The 16,870-nt window shown below is 66.9% G+C and carries 17 protein-coding genes; 7 read left to right on the top strand and 10 right to left on the bottom strand.

All coding sequences use genetic code 11. The annotated features are described in order from the left end of the window. The first annotated feature begins 11 nt into the window (after positions 1 to 11). The 3 genes from GV044_RS02165 to GV044_RS02155 all read left to right on the top strand — a co-directional run bounded on the left by GV044_RS02165 (position 12) and on the right by GV044_RS02155 (position 3,458). A complete protein-coding gene (locus GV044_RS02165; RefSeq protein ID WP_159864819.1) occupies positions 12 to 926 on the top strand; it encodes a sulfite exporter TauE/SafE family protein in 915 nt (304 codons plus the stop codon). Continuing rightward, positions 923 to 1,675 (top strand): TIGR02186 family protein, encoded by a 753-nt coding sequence (locus GV044_RS02160; RefSeq protein ID WP_159864816.1) that lies wholly within the window; start codon positions 923 to 925, stop codon positions 1,673 to 1,675. Before GV044_RS02165 ends, GV044_RS02160 begins: the two co-directional genes overlap by 4 nt. A 106-nt stretch (positions 1,676 to 1,781) precedes the next feature. Then, complete coding sequence (locus GV044_RS02155) at positions 1,782 to 3,458, top strand: ATP-binding protein (RefSeq protein WP_159870711.1); 1,677 nt, start codon at positions 1,782 to 1,784, stop codon at positions 3,456 to 3,458. A 34-nt stretch (positions 3,459 to 3,492) separates the two neighbouring features. Here the strand turns inward: GV044_RS02155 and GV044_RS02150 are convergent, their stop codons facing one another. The 3 genes from GV044_RS02150 to GV044_RS02140 form a co-directional block, all read right to left on the bottom strand. Beyond that, entirely contained in the window at positions 3,493 to 4,965 is a 1,473-nt protein-coding gene (locus GV044_RS02150; protein WP_159864812.1) for an MATE family efflux transporter, read from the bottom strand. Then, entirely contained in the window at positions 4,962 to 5,693 is a 732-nt protein-coding gene (locus GV044_RS02145; protein ID WP_159864808.1) for a 7-carboxy-7-deazaguanine synthase QueE, read from the bottom strand. Before GV044_RS02145 ends, GV044_RS02150 begins: the two co-directional genes overlap by 4 nt. Before the next feature lie 198 nt (positions 5,694 to 5,891). Then, positions 5,892 to 8,546, bottom strand: coding sequence for a valine--tRNA ligase (locus GV044_RS02140; RefSeq protein WP_159864805.1), 2,655 nt, complete (start codon positions 8,544 to 8,546; stop codon positions 5,892 to 5,894). A 146-nt stretch (positions 8,547 to 8,692) separates the two neighbouring features. Here GV044_RS02140 and GV044_RS02135 point away from each other — a divergent pair, with 146 nt between their 5' ends. From GV044_RS02135 to GV044_RS02120, 4 genes are all read left to right on the top strand, one after another. Further along, positions 8,693 to 9,808: an MlaE family lipid ABC transporter permease subunit gene (locus tag GV044_RS02135; RefSeq protein ID WP_159864802.1), complete on the top strand. Its 1,116-nt coding sequence runs from the start codon at positions 8,693 to 8,695 to the stop codon at positions 9,806 to 9,808. Next, the gene (locus tag GV044_RS02130; protein WP_159864799.1) at positions 9,805 to 10,731 is read left to right on the top strand and encodes an ABC transporter ATP-binding protein; all 927 of its coding nucleotides are present in this window, start codon (positions 9,805 to 9,807) and stop codon (positions 10,729 to 10,731) included. The genes GV044_RS02135 and GV044_RS02130 overlap by 4 nt, the downstream gene beginning before the upstream one ends. A gap of 10 nt (positions 10,732 to 10,741) precedes the next feature. Then, a complete protein-coding gene (locus GV044_RS02125; protein ID WP_159864796.1) occupies positions 10,742 to 11,680 on the top strand; it encodes an MlaD family protein in 939 nt (312 codons plus the stop codon). A 65-nt stretch (positions 11,681 to 11,745) separates the two neighbouring features. Then, entirely contained in the window at positions 11,746 to 12,354 is a 609-nt protein-coding gene (locus GV044_RS02120; protein ID WP_159864793.1) for an ABC-type transport auxiliary lipoprotein family protein, read from the top strand. Between the two features lie 146 nt (positions 12,355 to 12,500). On the opposite strand, the gene GV044_RS02115 is transcribed toward GV044_RS02120, so the two are convergent. The 7 genes from GV044_RS02115 to crcB are packed head-to-tail and all read right to left on the bottom strand — an operon-like array spanning position 12,501 to position 16,773. Beyond that, the gene (locus GV044_RS02115) at positions 12,501 to 12,896 is read right to left on the bottom strand and encodes a DUF6157 family protein (protein WP_159864790.1); all 396 of its coding nucleotides are present in this window, start codon (positions 12,894 to 12,896) and stop codon (positions 12,501 to 12,503) included. Between the two features lie 25 nt (positions 12,897 to 12,921). Beyond that, positions 12,922 to 13,425 (bottom strand): nuclear transport factor 2 family protein, encoded by a 504-nt coding sequence (locus GV044_RS02110; RefSeq protein ID WP_159864787.1) that lies wholly within the window; start codon positions 13,423 to 13,425, stop codon positions 12,922 to 12,924. Positions 13,426 to 13,454: 29 nt separating this feature from the next. Further along, positions 13,455 to 14,153 (bottom strand): ATP12 family chaperone protein, encoded by a 699-nt coding sequence (locus GV044_RS02105; protein ID WP_159870708.1) that lies wholly within the window; start codon positions 14,151 to 14,153, stop codon positions 13,455 to 13,457. Further along, entirely contained in the window at positions 14,150 to 14,377 is a 228-nt protein-coding gene (locus tag GV044_RS02100; RefSeq protein ID WP_159864784.1) for a hypothetical protein, read from the bottom strand. Before GV044_RS02100 ends, GV044_RS02105 begins: the two co-directional genes overlap by 4 nt. Next, the gene (locus GV044_RS02095; protein ID WP_159864781.1) at positions 14,377 to 15,027 is read right to left on the bottom strand and encodes an HAD-IA family hydrolase; all 651 of its coding nucleotides are present in this window, start codon (positions 15,025 to 15,027) and stop codon (positions 14,377 to 14,379) included. The genes GV044_RS02100 and GV044_RS02095 overlap by 1 nt, the downstream gene beginning before the upstream one ends. Positions 15,028 to 15,043: 16 nt before the next feature. Further along, positions 15,044 to 16,363 (bottom strand): RluA family pseudouridine synthase, encoded by a 1,320-nt coding sequence (locus GV044_RS02090; RefSeq protein WP_159864778.1) that lies wholly within the window; start codon positions 16,361 to 16,363, stop codon positions 15,044 to 15,046. Further along, the gene (gene crcB / locus GV044_RS02085; RefSeq protein ID WP_159864775.1) at positions 16,360 to 16,773 is read right to left on the bottom strand and encodes a fluoride efflux transporter CrcB; all 414 of its coding nucleotides are present in this window, start codon (positions 16,771 to 16,773) and stop codon (positions 16,360 to 16,362) included. The genes GV044_RS02090 and crcB overlap by 4 nt, the downstream gene beginning before the upstream one ends. Positions 16,774 to 16,870 lie beyond the last annotated feature (97 nt).

Genomic DNA, 16,870 nt, shown 5'->3' with positions numbered 1-16,870 from the left:
GAGGCTGGGTCGTGGACGTCTACCTGCCTATCGCCAACCTCTCGGTCAACGGCCTCATCATCGTTGGCCTGGGACTGCTGACCGGCCTGCTCTCGGGCATGTTCGGCGTGGGCGGCGGGTTCCTGACGACGCCGCTGATGATCTTCTACGGCATCCCGCCTACGGTCGCCGCCGCCTCCGCCGCGAGCCAGGTGACCGGCGCGAGCGTCTCGGGCGCCTTTGCACACTCGCGGCGCGGCGGGGTCGATTACCAGATGGGCGGCGTGCTGGTGGCGGGCGGCATCATCGGTACCGGCATCGGCGCGCTGTTGTTCAACCTGCTCGAGCGGCTCGGCCAGATCGATACCGTGATCAACATCCTCTACGTCGTGCTGCTCGGCTCGATCGGCAGCCTCATGGCGCGCGAAAGCATCCAGACGCTGCGGGCGGAGCGCACCGGCGTCCCGTTGCCCGCGCGCAAGCGGCGCCACCATCCTCTCGTGGCCAACCTGCCGATGCGCTGGCGCTTCTATCGCTCCGGCCTCTACATTTCGCCGCTCGCGCCGCTGCTGCTGGGCATGGCGACCGGTATTCTCACCATGCTGATGGGTATCGGCGGCGGCTTCGTGCTGGTGCCGGCGATGCTCTACATCCTGGGCATGAGCGCCAATGTCGTCGTCGGCACCTCGCTGTTCCAGATCCTGTTCGTGACGATGGCGACGACGATGATGCACGCGCTGACCACCAAGGCGGTCGACATCGTGCTCGCCACGCTGCTGCTGGTCGGCTCGGTCACCGGCGCGCAGATCGGCGCGCAGTTCGCGCAGAAGGCAAGCCCGGTGAAGCTGCGCCTGTTGCTCGCGGTGATCGTTCTCATGGTCGCGCTCCGCATGGCGCTCGGCCTCGGTTACCGACCGGACGAGATCTACACGGTAGCGCCGCTTTGAAGCCGCTGTTTGCCTTGCTGCTCCTGCTGGTTCTGGGCGCTGCGCGAGAGCCGATCCTGGTCCCCGAGGTCTCGCAGCACGAGGTTCTGCTGCGCCAGGGCTTCACCGGCACCGAGTTGTTGCTGTTCGGGGCGGTGCTCAATCCAGAGGGCACGCGAGCGGCACAAGACTACGACATCATCATCGTCCTGAAGGGCCCGACCCAGTCGATCGTCGTGCGTGAGAAGCAGAAGGTCGCCGGCATCTGGATCAACGTCGACAGCGCCGAATTGCGCTCTGCGCCCTCCTATTACGCGATCGCCTCGACCCGGCCGATCAGCCAGATAGTCGATGACAAGACTGCAGCGATCTATGAGCTTGGCCTCAAGTGGCTGCAGCTCTCGCCCATCGGCTCGATCGACCCGGCCGAACAAGCGCGCTTCGCGGCCGGTCTGGTGAAGCTGAACTCCGGCAATGGCCTCTATCGCCAGGAGGAAGGCGCCGTGAAGGTGAGCGAACAAGTGCTCTACCAGGCACGGATCGGCCTACCCTCGCGCGTGCCCATCGGCACGTACACGGCCGAGACCTTTGCCGTCAGCAAGGGCCGGGTCGTCGCCTCGGCCAGCAGCACGGTGGAGGTGCGGAAGATCGGGATTGAGCGCGCAATCGCGGCGTTTTCCGACCGATACGGCCTGCTATACGGCTTGCTTGCGGTGGTCGTCTCGATCGGCATGGGCTGGCTCGCAGGGCGGGTCTTCGCGCTGGTTTGATTCGCCGCGACGAGGGCGGGCGGGCCGGCTTAGGGCGTTTTTAACCCTGCGCGCTTAGTGCTTGAAGCGAATAGACTTCGCCGTCGCCAAGGACACGATCACGCACATGGCAGACTTCGGGAACGCGCGTCCTGCCCATATCGCCGACATATCGGACCGCCGCTCCGCCGTCGCGACGGGTAGTGCGGCCGATCCGATCGGCATGGTGATCGAGATCGCCGGCTCGGGATCGCGCGTGGTGCTCGATGTACCGCGCTTGTCCGAATGCGCGCGCGATGCAGACCAGACGCTCGCCTTGTCGGGCCAGGTCGGCTGCCAGGTGAAGATCAAGGCCGGCGACACCTGGCTCCTCGCCAGCGTGCGCAGCCAGAAGCAGGATCCGGGCTCTGCCGACGCCATCGTCGCGCAGATCGACTTCCTGGGTGAGGGCGACGTCGACAAGAGCACCGGCGCCATCTTCGGCTTTCGTCGCGGCGTCACCGTCTACCCAATACCGGGTTCGCTGGTCTATCCAGTCACCACCGAGGACCTGCGGCAGGTCTATGCCAGCACCGGCCGCGCGGTGATCGAGGTGGGCAGCGTCTACCCTAGCCAGGATATCCGCGCCGGGCTCTACGTCGATGCCCTGCTAGGCAAGCACTTTGCTCTGCTGGGCTCGACCGGCACCGGCAAGTCGACCACGGCCGCGCTGATCCTCCACCGCATCTGCGAGGCGGCGCCCGAAGGCCACATCGTGATGATTGACCCGCACGGCGAGTACGGCGCGGCGTTTCGCGACAATGGCGTGATCCTGGACGTCAGCAACCTGCAGATGCCGTACTGGCTGATGAACTTTGAGGAGCACTGCGAAGTGTTCCTGACCGCCCGCGGGCATGAGCGACTGGAGGATGCCGAGATCCTGGCCAAGTGCCTGCTCGAGGCCCGCCAGCGCAATCGCCTGGCGCAGGAGCTTGGCCGCATCACCGTCGATGCCCCGATCCCGTACCTGCTGTCCGACCTCAGCGTCATTCTCAACAACGAGATGGGGAAGCTCGACAAGGGCCGGACCACCGCCGGCTACATGCGGATTAAGAACAAGATCGACGAGATCAAGGCCGATCCGCGCTACCAGTTCATGTTCGCAGGCATGCTGGTGGGCGACGTCATGGCCGAGTTCATCGGCCAGCTGTTCCGGCTGCCTTCGAACGGCCGTCCGATCTCGATCATCGACGTATCGGGCGTCCCGTCCGAGATCACCGCCACCGTTGTCGCCGTGCTCAGCCGCCTGGTGTTCGATTTTGCAGTTTGGGCGCGCGAGGAGCGCACGCAGCCGATCCTGCTGATCTGCGAAGAGGCGCATCGCTATGTGCCCAGTGAGAAGAACGCTGATGGCTCGTCGGTAGGGCGCATTCTCTCGCGCATCGCCAAGGAAGGGCGCAAATACGGCGTCTCGCTCGGCCTGATCACGCAGCGCCCGTCCGATCTGGCCGAGGGTGTGCTGTCGCAATGCGGCACGATCGTCGCCATGCGGCTCAACAACGAGCGCGACCAGGCCTTCGTGCGCGCGGCCATGCCTGAGGGTGCGCGCGGGTTCCTCGATGCGATCCCTGCGCTCCGCAACCGCGAGTGCGTGATCTGCGGCGAAGGCGTGTCGATCCCGATCCGCGTCGCCTTCGATGACCTCGAGGAGCGCAAGCGACCCGCTTCTGGCGACCCCTCGTTCAGCGAGCTGTGGCGTCAGAGCGGGGGCGAGCAGCAGATGATCCTGCGCACCGTCCAGCGCTGGCGGGCAGGGGGGCGCTAAGCGGCTTCTTTCCGATTGGGAACAGAGTAACGGCTCAAGCCGCCGGCGCACCCGTCTTTGGCGGCAGAACCGCAGCCTTCCGCCACTTGCCCCAGACGTAATACGCCAGCGTCAGGCCCGCCGCGACGACTGAGCCAGCGGGATAGGCCCACCACACGGCTTCTCCACCCAGTTGCGGGTAGGCGGCGTAATAGAAGCCCAGGCGTGCCGGGTAGAGCGCCAGGAACATGATCGCCATGGGTGCGATCACCGCTCCATACGCACGCATGGTACCCGACAGGATCATCGTGACGCACATGATCACGAACGACCCGGTGCAGACCAGCTGGATGTGCTGCGCGATCGGCATCGCCGGGCTCTCGCCGCCCAGGAACAGCGCGAGCAGCGGACGATCGGCCAGCACGATCAATGCGGCCAGCACCACCGACATCGCCAGCGTGGCGGTGAGCCCGACGCGGGTCACGTCGCCCACGCGCTTGTGATTGCCCGCGCCCAGCGCCTGCGCCACCATCGCGCTGACCGCCGAGCTGACCGCGAAGGCGGGCATCTGCAGGTAGTTCCATAGCTGCAACGAGGCACCGTATGCCGCCGAGGCGTTCAACCCCTCGCGGTTGACGAGGCCGATCATCACAAGCCCGGCCGAGGAGACCAGCACCATCTGCGCGCCCATCGGAATGCCCTTGGCGACGATGTAGCGCAGCGCATTGCCCTGCGGGATCAGGTAGCGCAGCTCGGGCCCGCGCAGCCGCAGCGGCAGGTCCTGCCCGTAGATGCGCCAGAGCTGGAACACGAGGCCCGCGATATTGGCGAAGGCCGTCGCCATGGCCGATCCGGCGATGCCCAGGGTCGGCAGCGGGCCAGGGCCAATGATCAGCAATGGGTTGAGCACGACGTCGACGGCCGCGGTGAGGATCATCGCGTAGAGCGGCGTCTTGGAATCGCCCGCGCCGCGCATGCCCATGGACACCATCATCGACACCACGCCGAACGGGATCGTGATGAACACCACCTGGAGGTAGGCCAGCGCCAGCTCTGCGCTGGCTTCGGGCGTGCCCAGCGCCGTCAGGATATCGCGGGTAAAGACCCAGCCGACCACGCCGGTCAGCACCCCCAGCAAGATGCAGAAGCCGACGCCGGTGCCGAAGTTGCGGCGCGCCGCCTCGATGTCGCGCGCGCCGAAGAATTGCCCGACGCGCACGGTGGTCGCGGTGCCGAAACCGATCACCAGCGCGATCAGCAGGAACATCACGATGTTGGCGTTGGCAGTCGCCGCTAGCGCGCTCTCGCCCAGCAGCCGGCCGACCCAGATCGCGTTAATCGAGCCGTTCAGTGTCTGCAGGATCGAGCTGATCAGCATCGGCACCGAGAACGTCAGCAAGGTGCCCAGGATCGGCCCTTGCGTCAGGTCGCCCTTCATCGCGCCGGGTTTAGCGGGAGGCGGCGTCTGCGGTGTCGGCTGCATCTCTGCCGCGTTCTCACCGATGGGTATGGGGCTCGCCTCGTTCATGTGCCTCTCGTGTCGCCGTAGAGGTGAATGTGCAAGCGATCGGTGAAGCGCAGGCCGTGCTTTAGGCAGATATCGCTGAGCCAGCGGTTGCGGGCGTGCAGCTCGGCCGGGCTGCGGCCCTCTGCCATCAGGAACAGGCGATCGCCGGGGATGCCGTATGTGGCCTGGAGCGCGAGCACTTCGCCGACATCACCATGGTCCGCCACCACGAACTTGAAGTAAGCGCGATCATCTTGTGCCCAGGCGGTGAGGCGTTCGGGAATCAGCGCGAGCTCGGCCGGGTTGCCACTGTGGCTCAGCTTGGGGCTGACGTTGTACTGGTGCACTTGCGCGTCGAGCGCGGGATGGGGCGCGACGGTGCCGTTGGTTTCGATCTCGACGTGCATGCCGGGCAGCAACGCTACGAGGCGGGCGAGGGCTGCGCCTTGCAGCAGCGGCTCGCCGCCGGTGATCACCAGCCGGTCGGGCGAGAGTGCGCCAATGCGGGCGGCGACATCGTCCTCGCTCAGCGTGAGTTGGTTGGCCTGGCGATCGAAGGCGAGCGCATCACGGTGCGGGCGGTTATCGCCCTCGAAGCGCCAGGTGTAGGCAGTGTCGCACCACTGGCACGCCAGGTTGCAGCGCGAGAGGCGCACGAACGTGCTCGGCCGACCGAGTGACGCGCCTTCGCCTTGGAGCGAGGCGAAGATTTCCGGCTCGCCGGGGTTGGTGGTTGCGAGGGTCAGCATCGGCGGTTGCCGTTCGAGTTGCCGCAATTGCCGGTGTCCAGACGCAGACTTGCCGGGGTCCCCGTGCCAGTGTCCGGAGCAGACTGCGATGGGCAAACGACGAACATGGCGCGGCAGATGACAGATCGGCGCGAAGTAGGAAAATGCTTTCGGTTAGCACTAACCACCCACTCCCCGGCGGTGAGAGAAAGGGGGCTGTCAGCCTAGCCGCGCCAGTGCCGCTTGCAACCGCCCGGCCTCGGCTGCGTGGGTGGCGTGGTCGGCCTTGGCTTTCTCCACCGCTTCGGGCTTAGCCTTCTCGGCAAAAGCGGGGTTTTCCAGCCGCTTGGCGATAGAATCTCGCTCCTTCACCGAAGTCGCGAGCGCCTTTTCGAGCCGCGCCTTTTCGGCCGCGATATCGATCACGCCTTCGAGCGGGATCGCCAGCATGGCGTCACCCGCACCGACCTGCATCGCGGCGCCCGCGGGAGCCGCCTCGAACCGGATCGCGTCCAGACGCGCAAGCCGGTCGATGGCAGCGCCGTTGCGCTCGATCACCGCGCGGGTCGCCTCGGAAGGCTCGGCAAGGTAAGCCGTCAGCCGCGCACCCGGCGCGATGCCGAGCTCGGCCTTGGCGCCGCGCAAGTTGCCTATGAGGGAGATTAGCCACTCGACTTCGGCCTTGGCCTGCGCATCGACTTGGGCTCCCGGCTCGGGCCACTTGGCGACGATCAGCTCGTACGGCCGATCGCCCATCTTCGACCAGAGCTCTTCGGTGACGAAGGGCATGAACGGGTGGAGCATGACCAGGATCTGGTCGAGCACCCAGCCAGCTACCGCTCTGGTTTCCTCGTCGAAGGAGCCCTTGATCAGCTCGATGTACCAGTCGCAGAACTGGCTCCAGGCGAACTGGTAGATGGTGTTGGCGGCCGCATCGAAACGCAAGTCGGCCATCGCCTTGTCCAGCGCCGCGACCGTCTCGATCACTTCGCTGATGATCCAGCGGTTGACGGCGGAGGTCGCCGCAGGCGCCGCCACCGACTGGCTCGCGCCGATGCCGTTCGACTGGCAGAAGCGCGCGGCATTCCACAGCTTGGTGGCGAAGTTGCGGTAACCCTCGACCCGCTTCTCATCCATCTTCACGTCGCGTCCCTGGCTCTCCATGGCCGCCATGAAGAAGCGGAGCGCGTCGGCGCCGTACTGGTCGATGAGGCCGAGCGGATCGACCACGTTGCCCTTGGACTTGGACATCTTCTGCCCGTCCGCCGCGCGCACCAGACCATGGAGGTAGAGCCGCTTCCACGGCACTTCCTTCATGAAATGAATGCCTTGCATCGCCATCCTCGCATCCCAGAAGAACAGGATGTCGAAGCCGGAAATCAGCAGATCGTTGGGGTAGTGGCGCGCGACCAGCGCATCGTCGTCCGGCCAGCCGAGCGTGGCGAACGGCCAGAGCGCGCTGGAGAACCAGGTGTCGAGCACGTCCTCGTCGCGCTTGATCGGCTTGTTGCCGGCCTGCGCCTGCGCCTCTTCCACGGTCTCGGCTACGTAGATCGAGCCATCGTCAGCATACCACGCCGGAATCCGATGACCCCACCACAGCTGGCGGCTGACGCACCAAGGCTGGATGTTTTCCATCCAGTTGAAGAACGTCTTCTCCCAGCTCTTCGGCACGATCTCAATGGCGCCCGAGCGGACGGCTTCCATTGGCGCCTTGGCGAGCGTCTCGGCATCGACGTACCACTGGTCCGTGAGCCAGGGCTCGATTACCACGCCGCCGCGGTCGCCATAGGGCGTCTGGATCACGCGATCCTCGACCTTTTCGAGCAGGTCGGCCTGCTCCATCAGATCGACGACGCACGTGCGCGCAGCGAAGCGGTCCATGCCGATGAGCTGGGCCGGGATCAGCCCGTCGGCGGTCTGGCAGACATGCGCCTCGGCATCGAGCATGTTGAGCATGTCCGCCGCCTTGATGCCGGCGCGCTTGCCGACTTCGAAGTCGTTGAAGTCATGCCCCGGCGTGATCTTCACCGCGCCCGAGCCGAGCTCCGGATCGGCATGCTCGTCGGCGACGATCGGGATCTCGCGGCCGGTGATCGGCAGGATCACGGTCGCCTTGCGGTCGAGCAGCGGCTTATAGCGCTCGTCAGCCGGGTTCACGGCGACGGCCATGTCGGCCAGCATCGTCTCGGGCCGGGTGGTGGCGACCGAAATGTAGCCCGAGCCGTCCGACAGCGGGTACTTGAAGTGCCAGAACTTGCCGTCGATCTCGCGCGTCTCGACCTCGAGGTCGGAGATCGCGGTCTTCAGCCGCGGGTCCCAGTTTACCAACCGCTTGTCGCGGTAGATCAGGCCCTGGTTGTAGAGGTCGACGAACACCTTCACCACGGCCTTGGTGAAGTGCGGATCCATGGTGAACTGCTCGCGCGACCAGTCCATCGAACAGCCCAGGCGCCGCAGCTGGCCGGTGATGGTGCCGCCGCTTTCGGCCTTCCACTCCCAGACTTTGTCGATGAACTGTTCGCGCGTGTAGTTGGTGCGCTTGTCCTGGCGCTGCTCCATCTGGCGCTCGACCACCATCTGCGTGGCGATGCCCGCATGGTCCGTGCCGACCACCCACAGCGCGTCCTTGCCGCGCAGCCGCTCGTAGCGGATCACCACGTCCTGCAGCGTGTTGTCGAGCGCGTGGCCGATGTGCAGCGAACCCGTTACATTCGGCGGCGGGTTGACGATGGTGAACGGCGTCGCGTCCGGCCGCTCGGGGCGGAACAGGCCGGTGTTCTCCCAATGCTGGTACCACTTCGCCTCGATCGCGGCGGGATCGAAGGTCTTGTCGAGCATCTGTGCGCTGTCGCTGTTCTGGGCGTCGGTCATGGCGCGGCGCTTTGCCACCGTGCTCGTGTGGGGGCAAGGACGGAGCCATTCTCTCCTCGCCGGGGAGAGGAGCGGGAGCAAACCCAACTCACCGCTCAGGGGGAACTACTTGCCGCCCCAGCCATTTTCGCCCATTACGAGCAAGCATGCGGGAATGGGCTGACTTCAACCTTGCCGAGACGCAAGAAGGCGGCGTTTCCACCCTGGCGCTGACGGGGCCGTTGCGCGTCCACTCGCTGGGCAATCTCGATACCAAGCTCGACGGCGTCACCCCCGGGTTCCAGCGCGTCGACATGTCGGGGGTGACCGACATCGACACGACCGGCGCCTGGCTGGTCAGCCGCTTCGCGCGCAAGCACGACGCGCAGATCGTCGGCGAGAGCGAGCAGGCACGGCGCCTGTTCGCCGCGATCGGCGATCTCGATGAGAGCGACCCGGCGGCAGAGCCCCGGCTGGGCCTGATCACCCGCACGCTGGACGAAGTGGGCGACGTGATTGTCAACTGGGGCCATGGCCTCGTCAGCGTCATGGGCTTCCTGGGCGCGCTGATCGTCGCATCTGGCAAGGTCTTGCGCCACCCGTCGCGGCTGCGCGGCACCGCGATGATCCACCACATGCAGTATGTGGGCGTGAACTCGCTGTGGATCATCGGGCTGATGAGCTTCCTGATCGGCATCGTCATCGCTCAGCAAGGCGCGGTGCAGCTGCAGCAGTTCGGTGCCGAGATCTACACGATCAACCTGACCGGCCGGCTCTCGATGCGCGAACTGGGCATCCTGATGACCTCGATCATGGTCGCGGGCCGCTCGGGCTCGGCCTTCGCGGCGCAGATCGGCACCATGAAGCTGACCGAGGAGGTCGATGCCATGCGCACGATCGGCGTTTCGCCGATGGAGGCGCTGGTGATCCCGCGCGTGTTCGCCTCGGTGCTGATGATGCCGCTGCTGGGCTTCTACGCCTCGGTGATCTCGATCATCGGCGGCGCCTTCATCTCGAACTTCGCGCTCGACATTCCGTTCCTGACCTTCCTCCAGCGCACCCAGGAAGTGGTGCCGATCACGGACGTTTGGATCGGCCTGATCAAGGCGCCGGTGTTCGCGCTCATCGTCGCGCTCGCCGGCTGCTATCAGGGCATGCAGGTGGAGGCGAACGCCGAGGAAGTGGGCCTGCGCACCACGCAGGCCGTCGTCACCGCTATTTTCACCGTGATCGTGCTCGACGCATTTTTCGCCATATTCTTCACCGAGATCGGCTGGAAATGAGCGAGCTGCACGCACCCGAGGCGCCTGTTATCACGCATGACCACGATCCGGAGTTCCCGATCGTGGTCAAGGGCCTGCGCAACTCGTTTGGCGAGCATGTCATCCACGAGGACCTGTCGCTGGAGGTCCGCAAGGGCGAAATCCTCGGCGTGGTCGGCGGCTCTGGCACCGGCAAGTCGGTGCTGATGCGCTCGATCATCGGCCTGCAGCAGCCCGACGCTGGCGAGATCCACGTGCTGGGTCGCAACATGACGCACCCCGAGGAGCAACCCGGCGAGATCGACATCCGCTCGCGCTGGGGCGTGCTGTTCCAGGGCGGCGCGCTGTTCTCCACGCTGACCGTGGGCGAGAACGTCGAAGTGCCGCTCAAGCAGTTCTACCCGGACATGTCCGACTCGCTGCGCAGCGAGATTGCGCGCTTCAAGGTCCGGCTCTCCGGCTTGTCCGAGGAGGCCGCGCTCAAGTACCCCAGCGAGCTTTCGGGCGGCATGAAGAAGCGTGCTGGCCTGGCGCGTGCACTGGCGCTCGATCCCGAGCTGCTGTTCCTGGACGAGCCCACTGCAGGTCTGGATCCGATCGGCGCCGCGGCGTTCGACCAGCTCACCCGCGAGCTGAAGGAGACGCTGGGGCTGACGGTGTTCCTGATCACCCACGATCTCGACACGCTTTACGCCATCTGCGACCGGGTGGCGGTGCTGGCGGACAGGACCGTGATCGCGGTCGGCACGATCCCGGAACTGCTCGCGCTCGATCATCCGTGGATCCAGGAATACTTCAACGGACCCCGCGGGCGGGCTGCGCAGGCGAGCGAGGAGCGGCAAGAGCCCGAAAGGGCGCCGCTCGCGCAGATCGCCACCAAGGGGCTCGACGCGACCGACGCCCGCATCAAGAATACCGACATCCAGGGCACTGGCGGAGCATAAGGCAAAGGCGATGGAAACACGGGCAAACCACGTCTGGGTCGGTGCGATCACCCTGGTGCTGCTGGCGCTGCTGGCTGCTTTCGTGATCTGGATCGCGCGGCTGAATCAGGGCGCGCAGAACGAATACGACATCTTCTTCAAGCAGTCGGTGGACGGGCTGGCGAAAGGGTCGGAGGTCGCCTACGCTGGCGTTCCGGTCGGCCAGATCAGCCAGATCGAGCTGTGGCCGCAGGATCCCAGCTTCATCCGCGTGCGCATCCGCGTCGACGAGAAGGTGCCGATCACCGTGGGCACCAGCGCGACGATCCAGGGCAGCTTCACGGGCGTCAGCGACATCCAGCTTGAAGGCGCGCAGAAGGGCGCCCCGCCGATCGTCGAGCCGGGCCCTGAAGGCGTGCCGGTGATCCCGACCAAGCGCGGCGGCCTAGGCGAAATCCTCTCCAACGCGCCGCTGCTGCTGGAGCGGCTGGCGACGCTGACCGAGAACCTCAACCTGCTTCTGAACGAGGACAACCGCAAGTCGCTGAGCGGTATCCTCGAGAACACCAACAAGATGACGCGCGACATCTCGTCCGCGACGCCCGAATTCCGCGGCGCCATGGTGGAGCTGCAGAAGTCGCTGGCGCAGGCGCGGCTGACGCTGCAATCGTTCCAGAACGTCGCCGACAAGGCAGACGACGTGCTGGGCAACGAGGGCAACTCGCTCGCGGTGCAGCTGCGTCAGACGCTGGGTTCGGCACAGGCGGCCATGGAGCAGCTCAACAAGACGCTCGACACCGCGCAGCCGGCGCTGCGGCAGGTCTCCACCTCGACGATCCCGTCGGCCGAGGCGGCGATCCGCGATCTGCGCGCCACCACCCGCGCGCTGCGCAACGTCACCGAGAAGATCGACGAGCAGGGCGCGGGTGCGCTGCTGAAGGGCCAGCGCGTGCCGGACTACAAGCCATGATTTCGGCCATGATGCCGGCAACGATTTTGGCACCAGCGCCGAAGAACAGGGAAGAGGCACGCCGCATGTCCGCACACCGTCCGCACAGCCGCCTCATCGGCTCCACGCTTGCTCTGGCTTCCAGCCTGATGCTCTCGGGCTGCCTCGGCCTTGGCGGCAAGGCGCCCAAGCAGCTGATCAGCCTGGTGCCCGCGACATCGGCGCAAGTGGGCCCGGCGACCACCGGCACCGGCGCCGATGCCATCGTGCTGATGGACCCGGAGTCCGACCGCAGCCTGGAGATGCTGCGCGTGCCCGTGCGGGTGAACGCAGCGACGATCGCCTACCTGCAGGACGTCGCCTGGGTCGAGAAGCCCTCGCGCCAGTTCCGCAGCCTGCTCGCCGAGACGCTGCGCGCCAAGACCAGCCGGCTCGTCGTCGAGGACGGCGACTTCGACGTGGTCGGCAGGACGATGGTGACTGGCCGCCTGCTGGCCATGGGCTACGACGCGCCGACGCAGTCGGTCGTGGTCCGGGTGGACATCCAGCGCCAGGACAAGGGCGGTGCCATCACCTCGCGCCGGTTCGAGTCGGTGGTGCCTGGCATCCAGGCCAAGGCCGAGCCAGTCGCCGCGGCGCTTGGCCAAGCGAGCAACGATGTCGCCGGGCAGGTCGCAAGCTGGTTGACGCAGTAAGGCACCGTCAGCGGTGCATCGTCGTCCCCGACTTGATCCGGGACCGGTTTCGCCATCTCGCAAGCTCCCGTGGTGGCGTTGTTACGAGAGTTCCATCGTTGCCGAACCGGTCCGGCGTCGAGCCCGGGACGACATGGCCGGCCAAGTCAGCGCTTGCTGCGCATTCCTGCCCTGATCTTCAGCGCGGGATCCGCGAGCAGGACTGCATAGTCCGGATCCTCGATCGCAACTGCCGCCACTCGCCCCTGGCAATCGTGGTGCAAGCCCCAGCCGTGCGTCTTCACCAGTGGCGAAGCGCGTAGGCAGGCGCGCGGCTTGCTCTCGAACTCTGCGCGCAACGCCGCATGCTCGGCCTCGGGCGCTTCGTGGCGAGCGGCATGCACGGCGAACAGCAGATCGTCGCTGGTCAGCGTGTAAGGGGCAGCAAGCAGCCGTTCCAATTGCTGGGCCGCCACCGAGCCCGGCTTCGGTGTACGATTGGCCGCGGCGAGGCCGCAGTCGGGCGAGACGGTGATGAAGGTATCCTGGTAGTTCGTGGTCATAGCACTCCTCGCAACCTACCCGCGCTCACACCAACCGCATCGCAAAGGACGGATCGTTGCGATCGCTCGAGCCGCCGCCGCTGCCCAGGCCTGCTTCGCCCTCGCCGACGGGATCCATGCGGGTGTAATCCACCACCATCTTGCGCCGCGCGATGCGCCACACGCCATCGCGCCGCTCCACGCGATCGATGTAGCGGCCATGCGCGATCCAGTCGCGCAGTGGGCCCTTATTGTCAGCGGCGATGCGGTGCGAGGAGATCGTGTAGTGCTCGGCCCAGGCGGCATCGCCATGCACCTCGACCAGCTGGTTGCCGGTGTTATGCCAGGTCACCGTGTACTGGGCGAGGATCTGACGGCCGAGCGCCAGGAACGCCTCCAAGTCCAGCCCCTTGTGCAGCTCGATCACCGCATCGGCGTGGAAGCAGCTGCGCATCAGCTCCTCGTCGCGCCGATCGTTGGCGCGGCAGTAACGCAAGTGGACGTCCCTGATCTCGGACTCGGCGATCACGTGTTCGATGCTCTTGCCCACGATCTCTCTCCCGCCTTATCGTTCTGAGCTCAGCCGCTCCGCGCCAGTGCCGCGAACCGTGCCGCCAGCGCGAAGGCGTCGCGCCGCTGCGCACGGTGTTCCTCTGCCTCTTCGTCGCGACCCCAGAGCTCGGCCTGCCACTCTTCCTCGAGGCTCGCAGCATCCCACAAGCCGCCAACATCGGCGTCGGGCTCGATCGCCAGCAGCGCGATGGCGAACGAGGCGGCGAGGCTCGCCAGCATGCGCAGGGCGGCGAGGGTGAAGGGATCCTTCGCCTCCAGCTCGGCGCGCAAGCTGGCCAGCGTTTGCGGGGGCTGCGGCTTGTGGACGATGCCCGACACGCGCGTGAAGTGGACGCCGAACCGCTGCTCGGCGCGCGTCAGCACTGGCTCCCAGGCGTCTAACTGGCGGCGGTGCAGCGGCTCGTCCGGATCGGCACGATAGCACAGCGTATCGGTCTCGGCGTAAGGAAGCAGGGCGGTGACGGCGTCCTCCTTCCCACCGGCGATGGCATCAATCGCAAAGTCCGTCAGGTCGCGCAGCGGAAAGGTGGTCGCGTCGATCGTCTCGCCTTGCGCCTCCCACTCGGCGGCAAGCGCCTGGGCGAGCGCCTGCGTCGGCACGACTTGCACGGCCCCGGCGGCAGTCTTGATCCCGCGTCCGTCCAATAGCACGCGCCAACCGCCGTCCTGCATCTCGACGGTCACGGCCTTGTAGAAGCGCTTCACTCCGGCGATCTCCATTTGCGCGCGAGCCTTACGGGAATGACGAAGACGTCCACTAGCCCGTTGACGATCAGCAGGTAGCCGAGCCAGGACGGCAACCTACCGGGCAAGGCGATGCGGTGCGAGGCGATTAGCATGCCGACCACCACGAAAGCGACGCCCGCCAGCCGCACGGCCTGGATCGTGAAGAAGCGTCCGCGCGCCGGATCGACCTCCTGCCGAGCCATCAAGCGAGCAGCAGCGCCGACAGCGCGGCCGGGCTCTCGACCACCGTTTCGGCGCCCGATGCGAGCAGTTCGTGCGGATGGTGGTATCCCCAGTCAACGCCGATCCCGCGCACGCCGGCATCGCGCGCCATCGCCATGTCGTACGAGGTGTCGCCGATCATCACTGCCTCGCCGGCTTGCGCGCCCGCTTCGAACAGCGCGGCCTCCAGCATCGCCGGGTGCGGCTTGGATGGGTGCCGGTCGGCGGTCTGGAGCGTGACGAACAGCGCGGCGATGTCGTTGTCAGCCAGGCAATGCGCAAGACCGCGGTCGGACATGCCGGTGGCGACGCCGAGCGTCCAGCCTGCCTCAACCAGCCTATGCAGCACTTGCGCGATCCCGGGGAACAGCGGCTGCGACACGCGCCCGTCGCTCCGCGCAGTACGGAACGCCGTCTTGTAGTGCTCCGCCAGCGCATGATGCAGGGCCTCGTCGCGGCCCGGCAGCAGCGCGCGCATGGCCTGCGGGAGCGAGAGGCCGACGGCGCGGCGAATGGTCGGTCGCTCGGGCGCGGTCAGTCCTTGCGAGGCGAATGCGGCCTCCATGGCCTCGCAGATCGGCGCCTGGCCATCGACCAGAGTGCCATCGCAGTCGAACACGGCGAGCTTCACGCCGGCAGGCTCCGCATCAGCGCTTGCCCCGCGGTGCGGACGGCCTTCCCGATGGACCACGCGGTGGAGCGCCGGTCCTTGCAGCAGGTTTGCCGCTCGCCGGGCGAGAGGCGCCGGGCCCGCGCGGCGCAGGCTTGTCGCCGCTCGGTCTGCCGGCTTTGGGAGGTTTGGCGGAAGACTTGGCGGCGCTCGGCTTGCCGGCTCCGGCCTTCGGACCTGACCTGCTCGGTCCCGGTCGCTCCGGCGCGTCGCCCCCGCGCGAGCGGCGCTCGCCGCGGCGTTCCTTGCGGAACTGCTTGGCATGCGCCTTGGCCAGCCGCTTCTTGTCCTCGCGGGTGTCCTCCGCGCGAGGCTCGGGGATGTCGGCGCCGTCAGCCTCGTCGAAGCCCAACTGCTCCATACCCATGGCGAAGTGCTCGGGCAGGGGAGCGGTGACGTCGAGCGGGGTGCCGTCGGGATGATCGATGATCAACCGACGGGCGTGCAGGTGCATCTTGCGGCTGATCGAGCCGGTGAGGAACGCATCCTGGCCGCCGTACTTGCCGTCGCCTACGATCGGATGTCCGATCGCCGCCATGTGCACGCGCAGCTGGTGCGTGCGGCCGGTCAGCGGGTGCAGCTCGACCCAGCAGGCGGCGTTGCCCGCGCGATCCAGCACGCGGTAGCGGGTGCGGGCCGACTGGCCGCCCTCGACATCGACGTGCATCTTCTCGCCGCCTGTGCCGGGCTGCTTGCTCAGCGGCAGCTCGATCATGCCGTCTTCGATCGAAGGCACGCCCACCACCAGCGCCCAGTAGATCTTGCGCGCCGAGCGACCCGAGAAACGCTTGGAGAAGTAGGCCGCGCTGCCCGGCGTGCGCGCGATCAGCAGCACGCCCGAGGTGTCCTTGTCGAGCCGGTGGACCAGCCGCGGGCGGGGGCCACCGTCTTGCGCGAAGGCATCGAGCAGCCCATCGACGTGCTCGGTCATGCCCTTGCCGCCTTGCGTGGCGAGGCCCGGCGGCTTGTTGAGCACGATGGCCGCGCGGTCTTGCGTCAGCACCATCGAGTCGGCGAGTTCGAGTTCCGCCTCCGTCAATTCGCGGCGCGCTGGCCGGCCGGCGTCCTTGTCACCGCCAGGCGGCACGCGCAGGGTCTGGCCGGCCACGAGGTGCGTGTCCACCTTGGCGCGGCCACCGTCGACGCGGATCTGCCCGGTTCGCGCCCAGCGCGAGACGGTAGCGAAGCCGACCTGGGGCAAGTGGCGCTTGAACCAGCGGTCGAGGCGAACGCCGTCGTCGTCGGCACCGACCTTGAACTGGCGCACGTTGTCGCTTTGGGCGGGACCTTTGCTCACGCGGCGCCTCGTACAGCCAAGAGGCCGGCGGTCAGGCCGAGCAGGCCGGCGCCAAGCGAGGCAGCGAGATAGGCGAGCGCGAGGCCCGGTTGGGTACGTTGGATCAGGGAGACGACTTCCAGGCTGAAGGAGGAGAATGTGGTGAAACCGCCGAGCACGCCGACTGCTAGCAGCAGCCGTGTCGCCTCACCGGCGCCATGACGCGCAAGCCAGCCCACCAGCAGGCCCATGGCTAGGCTGCCGGTGACGTTGACGGTCAGCGTGCTCCACGGAAAGGCGCTCGCACGGACCGGGCCGATGGCCGAAACCCACACGCGTCCGACACAGAAGCGCAGCCACGAACCGATCGCGCCACCGGCGGCGACAAGCAGCGAGGCTGTCAGAAACGAGGGTTGCGGTGGCTGCGGCATGGTGTGGCCCATAGACCGGGCGCGGCGACAAGCCAAATGTTTCGGAAGAAAGCGGGGCCACGTCGTCCCGGGTCGAGCTCGGGACGACGCTAGCCTG

It is taken from the genome of Novosphingobium sp. 9U (assembly GCF_902506425.1).
Classification (GTDB): Bacteria; Pseudomonadota; Alphaproteobacteria; order Sphingomonadales; family Sphingomonadaceae; genus Novosphingobium.
Note: the sequence above shows the minus strand (reverse complement) of the source record. Positions and strands in the feature narration are given on the sequence as shown.